The organism is Streptomyces corynorhini (assembly GCF_003346515.1).
GTDB lineage: Bacteria > Actinomycetota > Actinomycetes > Streptomycetales > Streptomycetaceae > Streptomyces > Streptomyces corynorhini.
Genome location: NZ_QQNA01000443.1, coordinates 1 through 11,561, shown reverse-complemented (window position 1 = coordinate 11,561; position 11,561 = coordinate 1). Strand labels below are relative to the sequence as shown.

8 protein-coding genes are annotated in these 11,561 nt (G+C 73.7%); 6 read left to right on the top strand and 2 right to left on the bottom strand.

Translation table 11 applies throughout. From position 1 onward, the window contains the following. The 5 genes from DVH02_RS34260 to moeZ all read left to right on the top strand — a co-directional run. A partial coding sequence (locus DVH02_RS34260) for a glycosyltransferase (protein WP_114627721.1) occupies window positions 1-1,095 on the top strand: 1,095 nt, incomplete at its 5' end. After that, a complete protein-coding gene (locus DVH02_RS36670) occupies window positions 1,092-2,525 on the top strand; it encodes a hypothetical protein (protein ID WP_233518642.1) in 1,434 nt (477 codons plus the stop codon). The genes DVH02_RS34260 and DVH02_RS36670, both read left to right, overlap by 4 nt. A 169-nt stretch (window positions 2,526-2,694) precedes the next feature. Then, a complete protein-coding gene (locus tag DVH02_RS34250; RefSeq protein ID WP_114627720.1) occupies window positions 2,695-3,705 on the top strand; it encodes an NAD-dependent epimerase/dehydratase family protein in 1,011 nt (336 codons plus the stop codon). Beyond that, entirely contained in the window at window positions 3,693-4,502 is an 810-nt protein-coding gene (locus tag DVH02_RS34245) for a spherulation-specific family 4 protein (protein ID WP_114627719.1), read from the top strand. The genes DVH02_RS34250 and DVH02_RS34245 overlap by 13 nt, the downstream gene beginning before the upstream one ends. A 72-nt stretch (window positions 4,503-4,574) precedes the next feature. Further along, entirely contained in the window at window positions 4,575-5,753 is a 1,179-nt protein-coding gene (gene moeZ / locus DVH02_RS34240; RefSeq protein WP_114627718.1) for an adenylyltransferase/sulfurtransferase MoeZ, read from the top strand. A gap of 97 nt (window positions 5,754-5,850) precedes the next feature. Here moeZ and DVH02_RS34235 read toward each other — a convergent pair whose 3' ends face one another. Both DVH02_RS34235 and DVH02_RS34230 read right to left on the bottom strand, forming a co-directional pair. Continuing rightward, on the bottom strand, window positions 5,851-7,455 hold the full coding sequence (locus DVH02_RS34235; protein ID WP_114627717.1) for an alpha/beta hydrolase: 1,605 nt from the start codon (window positions 7,453-7,455) through the stop codon (window positions 5,851-5,853). Window positions 7,456-7,795: 340 nt separating this feature from the next. After that, window positions 7,796-10,630 carry a lysylphosphatidylglycerol synthase domain-containing protein gene (locus tag DVH02_RS34230; RefSeq protein ID WP_114627716.1) on the bottom strand — a complete coding sequence of 945 codons (2,835 nt, stop codon included), beginning with the start codon at window positions 10,628-10,630 and terminating at the stop codon, window positions 7,796-7,798. Window positions 10,631-10,869: 239 nt separating this feature from the next. Here DVH02_RS34230 and DVH02_RS36665 point away from each other — a divergent pair, with 239 nt between their 5' ends. Next, window positions 10,870-11,298 (top strand): MGMT family protein, encoded by a 429-nt coding sequence (locus tag DVH02_RS36665; protein ID WP_325051425.1) that lies wholly within the window; start codon window positions 10,870-10,872, stop codon window positions 11,296-11,298. The last annotated feature ends 263 nt before the right edge of the window (window positions 11,299-11,561 follow it).

Below are 11,561 nucleotides of genomic sequence, written 5' to 3'. Positions count from 1 at the left end.
GGGGTACGGCTGCGGGCGCACTACCTCGCCACCAGTGCGCCGGGCGCTCTTGGCGACGGCACGCGCGCCGACGCGCCCACCGCGCTTCCCGCGCCGGTCCGTACGCCGGTCCGCGCGCTCCTCGCCTCCTTCCACGGGCTGCTCGCCGCCGAGGTCTACCGGGAGGCCGACGTCATCACCCCCGGCAACGTCCACGCCCGGCGCTGGCAGGAGCGGTGCGGCGCCGACCGGGCCAAGCTGCGCACGGTCTACCCCGGCATGGAGACACGCCGCTTCGACGGGGTGGGCGACGGGGTGGGCGACGACGCGGACGGCACGGGCGCGGACGCGGGGGGCGGCGACCCGGCGACGCTCGTCTGGGTCGGCAGGATCGGCCCCGGCAAGGACCTGATCTCGCTGCTGCACGCCTTCGCCGAGATCCGCGCCGCGGAGCCGGACGCGCGGCTGCGGATCGTGGGGGCGCCCGTCGCGGGCCCCGAGGCCGCCGCCTACCTCGCGCACTGCCGGGTGCTCGCCGCCCATCTCTTCCCCGACGAGGCGGCCGACGCGCACGCCGTCGGGGACAACCCCGTCTCCTTCGAGGAGATCGGCGGCCCCGAGGCACCCGACCTGCCCGCCGTCTACGCGGCGGCCGGTGTGGTCGTCCTCTCCAGCGTGGTCGAGGGCTTCCCGGTCAGCCTGGTCGAGGCGATGTTCTGCGCCCGCGCCACGGTCTCCACGGACGTCGGCGCGGTGGTCGAGGTCATCGGCGGTACGGGGCTGGTGGTGCCCCCGCGCAACCCCCGGGCGCTCGCCGACGCCTGCGTCGCGCTGCTGCGCGACGCTGAGCGCCGGGCGCGGCTCGGCGCGGCGGCGCGCGCCCGCGCGCTGGAACTCTTCACCGTCGAGCAGAACCTCGCCGCCTTCCGCGCCCTCTACCTGGAACTCATCGCGCGGGCGCCCGTACGGCGCCGGGCCGAGGCCGTCGACGCCGACGGGGAGCCGCTGCTGTTCGCGCACCCGCCCGAGACCCATGTCCCCGGCCCCTGGACGGCGGGCAGCCCGGTACCGGCGGAGCGCGCGGACCGCGACCGTCCTACGGAGGAAGCCGCATGACCGCCCCGTCCACCCCGCCCGCTCCGCCCGCCACCGGCGCCCCGGCGCCCGGCAGTCCGGGTCCCTGGGACGAACGCTCCCGGGCCCTGCTGTCGGCGCGGCCCCCGGCGTCCCCCGCGGCCCCCGCGTCCCCGGCGACGCCCGCCCCGACGCCCGCCTCGAAGCCCGCCCCGCGCCGGGGCCCCGCCGATCCGGTCAAGGCGCTGATGCACCGGCACCGCGCGCTGTGCGAGCGGGCCGTCGACCCGCTGGAGATCGCGGCCGGGCTCGAAGCACACGGGATCACCGACAGGACCGCGGCCCGCTTCCGGCACCGCGACGTCTTTTCGCTCGCCGAGGAGCTGTACGCGCGCGTGCCGCACGGAACGGACAGCGGCGCGCACGGCGCCGCGCTCGGCGCGTACGACGCGACGCTCGGCGCGTACGCCTCACACTCCGGCGCGCACGCCCCCACCTACGCCCCCGTGTACGCAGCCACCCACACACCGCACGCCGCCCCCGGCCGGGAACCCGCGCCCGCGCCCGCCGGCTCCGAGCACGCCCCCGGGCCCGGCCGGTCCCGTCCCGCCACCGGCCGGGCCCGGTGGACGGCCCTCGCGCTGCTGCCCGGCGCCGTCGCCGCCACCACCCTCGTCGCCCTCGACCACAGCACAGGACAGAGCAGGCTCGCGATAGGACTGGCGGGGGCCCTCACACTCTCCGGCGTGCTCTCCGCCTGCCTGCGGCGCGGACCGCTGCGCGCCCGGGGCCGCAGGGTTCCCGCCGCCGGACTGTGGACCTACTGGCTGCTCGGCTACCTCCTGTGCGGCGACGGACTGCTCGCCGCGCTGGTCGCGGGCGGGCCGCACGGCCCCTGGCCCGCGCCGCTCACCCCGGTGGCCGCCCTCACCCTCGCCGTCGCCCCGGCCGCCTGGTGCGCCCACCTCTTCTCCGTACAGGCACGCCGCAGGCTCTCCGGCAGCCGAGGACTCGCCGACTTCGCCGCCGGCGCCCGGCCCCTGCTGCTCTCCCTCGTCGGGCTCTACGCCCTCGCGGTCACCGGTCTTTCGCTGCTCGCGACGCGGACCCTCGGCGACGGCGGCGACGGCGCGCTCGCCCCCACCGTCGCGCTCGCCACGCTCTTCCTCCTCGCCCGGCTGCTCACGGTCCACGGCTTCCCGGACGCCGCGGCCACCGGGCTCGCCGCCGCCTGCGCGGCCGAGGCGCTGGCCTGCGCCGCCACCCTGGCGGGCCGGATCCCCGGCTGCGACGCCCTCGCCGCGCCCGTCCGTGCCGTCGTCCTGAACGGGGGCCCCGCGGCCGTGTCCACGCTGGCCTGCGGGGCCGCCGCCCTCGCGCTCCTCGGCCACGCCGCCGTCGTCCTCTCCCGGGCCTCGGCCCACACCGAACCCGGCGGCCCGCCGCATCCACCGCGTCCGCCGCATCTGTAAAGAAGCCTCCGCGAAGAAGCCTCCGCGACGAAGCCTCCGCGAAGAAGCGGAAGCGTCGGTGCGGAAGCGTCAGTGAAGAAGCATCAGCAACGAAGGAGACACCAGAGATGAGCCCGCACTCCCCAGCACCGGCCGCGCGACCGGCCCGTCGGTACACAGGGGCCGCGCGATGAGGGTCCTGCTGCTCGGCGCCAACGGATTCCTCGGCCGCTTCGTGGCCGACCGGCTGCTCGCCGACCCCGCCGTCCACCTCACCGCCCTCGGCCGGGGCGACGACGCCGACGTACGGTTCGACCTGGCCGGTGGCAGCCCGGGGGCGCTCACCCGCTTCCTGGACGCCGTCCACCCCGGCGTCGTCATCAACTGCGCCGGGGCCACCCGGGGCGGCGCGCGCGAGCTGACCCGGCACAACACGGTCGCCGTCGCCACCGTCTGCGAGGCGCTGCGCCGCAGCGGCTGCGGCGCCCGGCTGGTCCAGCTCGGCTGCGCGTCCGAGTACGGACCCTCGCCGCAGGGCTCCTCCACGGCCGAGGACGCCGTACCGAGGCCCGGCGGCCCGTACGGGGTCAGCAAGCTCGCCGCCTCCGAACTCGTCCTGGGATCCGGGCTCGACGCCCTGGTCCTGCGGATCTTCTCGCCCGTCGGCCCCGGCACCCCCGCGGGCTCCCCGCTGGGCCGCCTCGCCGAGGCGATGCGCCGCGCCATGCAGGCGGGCGACGGTGAGCTGAAGCTCAGCGGGCTCGGCGTGCAGCGCGACTTCGTGGACGTACGCGACGTGGCGCGCGCCGTGCACGCGGCCTCGCTCTCCGCCGCCCAGGGCATCGTCAACATCGGCACCGGACGCGCGGTCAAGCTCCGGGACGCGGCCGCCGTACTGGCGAGGGTCGCCGGATACCCCGGCGCCCTGCACGAACTCGACCTGCCCCAGGGCGCCGGTGGACCCGGCGGCGGCCACGGGGACCCCAGGCTGCTGCGCCCCGGCCACGCCACCATCGGCCACCCCAGGGCGGAACCGGTGGCCGAGCACCTGGGCGCCGGACCCTCCCCGTACCCCGACGGCTGCGGAGCCTGGCAGCAGGCCGACGTACGCACCGCGCGCGACCGGCTCGGCTGGCGGCCCCGGATCAATCTGGAGGAGTCACTGGCCGATATCTGGATGGAGGCCGCGTGCCGCATCTGACCAGCGCGGACGGCCGGCTCTCCGCCACGGAGGGGAGCCGGCTCGGCTTCGGCGCACCGGGATACGCGCATCCGCTGCTCGCCCCCGTCGAGTGGGCCGAGCTGACCCGGCCGGGCACACCGCTGCACTGGGCCGTCCTCAATGTCGCGGACGGTCCCGGCGAGCGGCCCGACCCGCACTGCCTGGCGGCGGCGGGCCGCCTCACCAACGCGGGCGCCCGCGTCCTCGGCCATCTCGACCTGGCGTACGGCGCCCGCCCCTTCGGCGAGATCGCCGCCGACGCCGGACGGTTCCTGGACTGGTACCGCGTCAGCGGGTTCTACCTCGACCGCTGCCCGGCGGGCCGCGCGGAGCTGGCCGACGTACGGCGCATGACGGCGGTCCTGGAGGCGATGCTCGACGACGGACCCGGCAGCCCGCCCGAGCAGGCCCACGGCCGCGCGTACGACGGCGGCTACCTCGTCCTCGGGCACGGCAGGCATCCGTACCCCGGATACGCGGGTGCCGCCGACCAGTTGGTCACCTTCTGCGGACCGTGGACGGACTACCGCTGGTCACAGGCGGCTCCCTGGACGGCGGACTACCCCGCCGAGCGGTTCGTCCATCTCGTCCACGGGGTGCCGCGCACCCATCTGGAGGAGGCCATGCGGATCGCCCGCTGGCAGGGCGCGGGCACCATTTTCTTCACCGACCGCACCGCTGACCAGGGCCGGACGGTCCACGGCAGCCCCTTCGAGGCGCTGCCCGGCTACTGGGACGAGATCGTCTCGCGAGTCGGACCGGGTGTCTCGGAATGAGAGGGGCCGTGGCAGTGTTACAGGGAGAACATCCGTATTGACCGACCGACCAACCCCCTTGTTGAGGTCTCTGTGTCGTTGCCACCCCTGGTCGAGCCCGCTGCCGAGCTGACCGTCGACGAGGTCCGCAGGTACTCCCGTCATCTGATCATCCCGGACGTCGGGATGGAGGGTCAGAAACGGCTGAAGAACGCCAAGGTGCTCTGTGTGGGCGCCGGAGGTCTCGGATCCCCGGCGCTGATGTACCTGGCCGCGGCCGGTGTCGGCACGCTCGGCATCGTGGAGTTCGACGAGGTCGACGAGTCGAACCTGCAGCGGCAGATCATCCACAGCCAGGCCGACATCGGCCGCTCCAAGGCCGCGTCCGCCCGCGACTCCGTCCTCGGCATCAACCCTTATGTGAACGTGATCCTTCACGAAGAGCGGCTTGAGGCCGAGAACGTGATGGAGATCTTCGCGCAGTACGACCTGATCGTGGACGGCACGGACAACTTCGCCACCCGCTACCTGGTCAACGACGCCTGCGTGCTGCTGGACAAGCCGTACGTGTGGGGCTCGATCTACCGGTTCGACGGCCAGGCCAGCGTGTTCTGGTCCGAGCACGGCCCCTGCTACCGCTGCCTCTACCCGGAGCCCCCGCCGCCCGGCATGGTCCCCTCCTGCGCCGAGGGCGGTGTGCTGGGCGTGCTCTGCGCGTCCATCGGCTCCATCCAGGTCACCGAGGCGATCAAGCTCCTCGCGGGCATCGGCGACCCGCTGGTCGGCCGGCTGATGATCTACGACGCCCTGGAGATGCAGTACCGCCAGGTCAAGGTCCGCAAGGACCCCGACTGCGCGGTCTGCGGCCCGAACGCCACGGTCACCGAGCTGATCGACTACGAGGCGTTCTGCGGCGTCGTCTCCGAGGAGGCGCAGGAGGCGGCGGCCGGGTCGACGATCACTCCCAAGCAGCTCAAGGAGTGGATCGACGACGGTGAGAACATCGAGATCATCGACGTCCGGGAGCCGAACGAGTACGAGATCGTCTCGATCCCCGGCGCCAAGCTGATCCCGAAGAACGAGTTCCTGATGGGCACCGCCCTGGAGACGCTGCCGCAGGACAAGAAGATCGTCCTGCACTGCAAGACGGGTGTCCGCAGCGCGGAGGTCCTCGCGGTGCTCAAGTCGGCGGGCTTCTCCGACGCGGTGCACGTCGGCGGCGGAGTCATCGGCTGGGTGAACCAGATCGAGCCGAGCAAGCCCGTCTACTGAGCCGTCCGCCGAAGATCCCGGCCGTACGGCGGCGGGGCCGGTACACCTACCGCATGTGTGCCGGCCCCGCCGCCGTTACCGGCGCTCTCCCGGAGCGTCAGCGGCAGACCGTACCGGCCGCCGGGACCTTGCCGTCCAGCAGATAGCCGTTGACCGCGCCCTGGACGCACTTGTCGCCGCTGTCGTACGACCCGTGGCCCTGACCGTGGTACGTGACCTCCACGCCGACCCCCTTGCCCAGCGCGTCGGCCATCGCCTTGGCGCCCGCGTACGGCGTCGCCGGGTCCCCGGTGTTGCCGATGATCACGATCGGCGCCGAGCCGTGCGCGCTGACGTCCGGGTGGGTCCACTCGCCGGGCACCGGCCACTTGGAGCAGCTCATCAGCCCCCAGCCGAGGAAGTCACCGAAGACGGGCGACGCCTTGCGGAACTCGGGCAGCTTCGCCTTCGTCTGCGCGAGCGTGTAGCGCTCCTTGGAGTCGGCGCAGTTGACCGCGGCGTTGGCCGCCTGGATGTTGCTGTACTTCCCGTACTGGTCGCGTCCGTTCATCGAGTCGGACAGGGCGAGCAGCAGGGCGCCGTTGCCGCCGTCCGCCTCGTCGAGACCCTGCTCCAGATAGGGCCAGAAGTCCTTCGAGTACAGCGACTGGGCGATGCCGTTGGTCGCCTGGGTCCCGGTCAGCTTCCGGTTGCCGATGCCGGTGACGGGCTGCTTGCCGATCCGGTCGAGCAGCCCGGTGATGAAGGACTCGATCTCCTTGGGCGTGGTGCCCGGCAGCTTGCAGGCGCTGCCGCGCGCCACGCAGTCCTTCTCGAAGTTGGTCAGGGCGAGCTGGAAGCCCTTCGCCTGGCCGAGCGAGCCCTGCTCGGAGTCCTGGGTGGGGTCGACCACGGCGTCGAAGACCGCGCGGCCCACGGACTTCGGGTACAGGTGCGCGTAGACGCCGCCCAGTTCGGTGCCGTACGAGATCCCGAAGTAGTGCAGCTTCTTGTCCCCGAGGACCTGGCGCATCAGCTCCATGTCGCGCGCGGCGTTGGTCGTACCGACGTACGGGAGGACCTTGCCTGAGTTCTTCTCGCAGGCGGCGGCGAAGTCGGCCAGCCCCTTGACGTACGTCTTCTGCTCGGCGGGGGTGGACGGTGAACCGTTCTGCGCGAAGTACGCGTCGAGCCGCTTGTCGCTCTCGCACCGGACACCGGCGCTGAGACCGACCCCGCGCGGGTCGAAGCTGACCAGGTCGTAGCGGGCGCGGAGCTTCTCGTAGTCGTTCGCGAAGGCGGGCAGCCCGGTGATGCCCGAGCCGCCGGGGCCGCCGAAGTTGAAGACGAGCGAGCCGATCCGCCGCTTCTTGTCGCGGGCCTCGGCCCGGATGAGGGCCAGGTCGATCGTGTCACCGTCCGGCTTGGCGTAGTCGAGCGGCACCTTCATGGTGGCGCACTCCCACGGCGTGCCGCCGGGCAGCGGGGACGGTGAGGGCCCGCCGCCCTCCGAGGCCGACGGCGCGGGACACGCCTTCCAGTCGAGCCGCTGGGAGGCGAGCTTGCCGGGGGCGTCGGCGCTCCGGGACGACCCGGTGGGGGAGTTGCCCCCTCCCGAGTTCCCGCCGCGGGAGGTCCCGCCGTCGGAGCATCCGGAGGCGGCCAGCAGTGCGGCGGCGGTGACGGCGAGAGCCGTGCCGCGCCGGGCGGAGAAGGTTGGCATGTCTCCATCGTGCGGGCAGGCCCGGCGGCCCGCGCGGGGCGGCGGGCCATGCGAGTGGACGCGGGCGGCGGAGCGCCCGCGTACGGGACGTACCGGGGCGACTCCGACCACACGTACCCGGGCGCTCCGACAACGCGTACCGGGGCGACTCCGACCACACGTACCCGGGCGCTCCGACAACGCGTACCCGGGCGACTCCGACAACACGTACCCGGGCGTTCCGACAACGCGGCGAGTGCGCGCCAGGCGTCGCGGGGCAGGCGTCGCGCGCCAGGCGGGACTTTGAAGGCAGGGCCTGGGCCCTGCCTTCAAAGCAGCGCCGTCCGCCCCAAGGGCGGGCCTATAGCTCTCCCTTGCGGGTGAGGTGCGAGAAGCTCAGCCAGCCCGGCAGCACCGGCAGCCACAGCGTCAGCAGCCGGTACAGCAGCACCGCGGGCGCGGCGACCTCCTTCGGCAGCCCGACCGCCAGCAGACCCAGCGTCAGCGCGCCCTCGACCGCGCCGACCCCGCCCGGGGTGGGCGCCGCCGAGCCCAGCGCGTTGCCCGCGAGGAAGACGACCGCGATGCTCGCGTAGCTCAGCTGCTGGTTGCCGTTGTCGAAGGCCCGGATCGAGGCGTCCAGACACATCACGAACACGCCGGTCAGCAGCAGCATCCCGCCGATGCCGGTGAGGAGCTTCAACGGCCGCTGGAGGACGTCCAGCATGCGCGGCACCACCCCGGCGAACAGCGAGCGCAGCCGGGTCACCACGAACTTGCGCAGGAACGGGATGGCCGTCACGACCAGGACCAGCACGGCGACCGTCAGCAGCCCCGCGATGACGGTCCTGGACGGGGTGAGCGACGCGGTCTTCTCCGTACCCGTCAGATAGCCGAAGGACAGCAGCAGCATGATGTGCGCGCCGAGCCCGAACAGCTGCGACGCGCCGACGCTGGCGACGGCGAGCCCCGGCCGTACCCCGGCGCGCTGGAGGAAGCGGGTGTTGAGCGCCACGCCGCCGACCGCCGCCGGGGCGACGATCTTGACGAAGGAGCCCGCTACCTGCGCCATCACCGTTTTCCGGAAGGGCACCCGCTCCGGGACGAAGCCGAGCAGGCTCATCGCCGCCGCGACGTAGCTCAGCGCGGAGAACGCGAGCGCCGCGAGCACCCAGCCCCAGTGCGCGTCGCTGACGACCGTGCTGAAGTCCACCTGGGTGATCTGCGTCAGCAGGAAGTACGCGGCGACCGCCCCGGCGATGAAGCTGAGGAGCGTACGCGGCTTGATCCGTTCGAGCCTGACGGGTTCGACCGGGGCCTGCGGTCTGATCAGCAGCACCTGTTTGCGCATCTGCGAGAGCAGATCCTCCTCGCGGGCCTCGTCCAGCGCCTCGTCTATGGCCCGCTTCTCCGCCTGCTTCTCCGCCCGCAGGGACTTCCGCGCGGCCTTGCGGTCGCCGTCGGCGGCGACCGTCTCGGCCACCTTGGCGCGCTTGTTCGTCTCGGACGCCTGGAGCACCGCGTCCCGCTCGCGCTGCGAGCGTTCGCGGGCCAGTCGGCGCAGCGTCGCGCGCGTGGAGCGGCTCAGCGCGATGGGCTGGAGCAGCGGCAGCGAGTCGGCGATGGCATCAGGGCCCAGCACCTCGACGGCGGCGGCGACGGAGCGCTCCGCGCCCACCCGCAGCCCCATCGTGGTGAGGGTCTGGGCGGTGTCCATGCGCAGCACCAGGTCGCCCGCCGCGATCTCGCCGCCGCGCAGCTCGGTGAGGATCACCTTGCCCGTACGGTCCACGACGAGCGCGTCACCGGTGAGTCTGCGGTGCGCGATGCGCCGTGACTGGAGCGCCTTGACCTGGCGCCAGGCGCCCCGGACCAGCTCGTCGGTGATCTCCGCGTCCGGCAGCGAGTCCAGCGAGCGGGCCCCCAGGTGCTCGTAGACGAGCATGACGGCGTCGGGACCCAGCTCGGAGGTGGCGATCAGCTTGGGCGCGTTGGCCCCGGCCGCGATGGCCGCGTACGCGAGCAGCGCCTCCTGTTCGAGCGCCTGGCGCAGGGAGGGGATGGATCTGCGGGTGGTGATGGAGCGCAGCGTCAGCTGCCGCCAGACCCGGTAGAAGAAGCCCTGCGCCTGCTGTTCGCGGTCGACGACGGTGACGTCGAGCGGTGGCCCGTCCTCCAGGGTGACCAGATAGCGGCGGCCCCGGTCGCCCTGCTCGCTGGCGTCGGCGACGTCCTCGGCGCGCATCGCGCTGACCGGGCGGAAGCCGACATGGCGCAGACCCGCCATCAGGGTCTGCCCGGTCGGCCGTACGTTGGGGGAGCCGACCGCGTAGAGCGTGCCGTAGGCGACGGTCCAGCCGATCAGGACCGTCAGCATGATCGAGAACGGGGTGGTGTACCCGGCGACCAGCATCGCGAAGGCGTCGAGCAGCAGCACCACCCACAGGACCACCCGCCAGCGGGGTCTGCGGGCCATCCCCACGGCCGTCATGTACGCGATGACGGGCGCGAGATAGCCGTGTACGGGGTCGGTGATCCCGGCGCCGCCGAGCTGCGGCCGGGTCAGCGCCGCCTCGATGGACTCCGGCGCGGCGCGGGCGACCCACAGGTCGGTCGCGAGCGTCACGCCGTGGGCCAGGACGGCGGCGAGCACGCCGTCGGCGATGCGCAGGCCGTCGCGTTTGATCAGCCGCTCGATGGCGAACGCGACCGGGACGAGCAGGACGGCGATGCTGGAGACCAGCCCGGCCAGTTTGACGATCAGGTCGGGGGCCTGTCCTGTCCCCTTGCTGATGTCGTGCTCCAGCCCGGTGGTGGTGCCGTGGGCGAAGGCGGAGAGACCGAGCAGGAGGGCGATGGCGAGGACGCCGATCAGCAGCCGCAGCAGATCGGAGGGGCGGTGGACCCGGGCGGCGAGCAGCGGCTCGTCACCGGAGACACGGTCGGCGTGGGTGGCGCCCTGGCTCTCGTCCCGCTCGCTCTCGTCCCGCCGGCTCTCGTCTTTCTCGCTCTTGTCCTTCTCGTCGGGGCGGGAGGCGTCGGCGGACGGCAGGTGGCCGGGAGTGTCGCCGGACGTGCCGCGGGACGTGTCGCGGGACACGTCACCGGGCCCCGCGCGGGGCGGATCCGGGGTATCCGCTCCGGCGTCCGGGCGCGACGGCGGGCCGGAGGTGCCGGCCGCCTCGGAAGGCTGCACGGCTGGTCCCTCCGCCGAATCGGTCTCTTCTTGATCTCGTATCACCAGTCACCGCCCGGATGATGGTGGCACGAGCGGATGACAGACGGGGGCATCAGGGTGCATTGCGGGGGCATCGGACGCGCGAGATGCGGCCCTTTGTCTACGTACGCGCCCGCGGTGACCGCCCGTACGCGCCGGAACACGGCGTGCGGACGGCCCAGGGCCCGCTGTCGGTGGGATGCGGCAGGATGGAGCGGATGAGGAACGACGATGCCGGGGGCGGGACGGAAGCCGGGGCCGGGACGGAAGCCGGGGGCGGCGGAGGCCCGGCGGCCGGTGCCGCCGCGCTGCCCGACTACGCGGAACGGGTGCTGGACGTCGCGGAGCTGATCCCGCCCGGAAGGGTGATGACGTACGGCGATGTCGCGGAGTGGCTCGGCGACGGCGGCCCGCGCCAGGTGGGCCGGGCGATGGCGCTCTACGGCGGTGCCGTGCCCTGGTGGCGGGTGGTCCGCTCCGACGGCGCGCTGCTGGCCGGGCACGAGCTGCGGGCCCTGGACCACTACCGCGAGGAGGGCACGCCGCTGCGCGAGGCCGCGCGTTCGGCGGAGGGGCATCTGCCGCGCCTGGACATGAAGCGGGCGCGGTGGGACGGCGCGGGCACGGGCGATATGGCTCACATATGACAGCTTCCGGCATCCGGCCGCCCGGCGGGAGCCGCCGGGCGCGGCCGAGGGACCGTACGGCCGACGCCACCGGTAGGGCCGACGCGGAGTTCCGGCGCGGCGGCCCGCGTACGGTGGGGGCGTGCGAGGCGCCCGGGGCGCCCGGGGCGACGGGCGGTGGGCGTCCTCGCCGTCCGACCGCGTAGCGTCGTCGGCACGCACCAGGTCCTGTCCTGGCCCCGACACCACTGGGGCGTACGGCGGGAGTCCCGTCCGGCCGACGG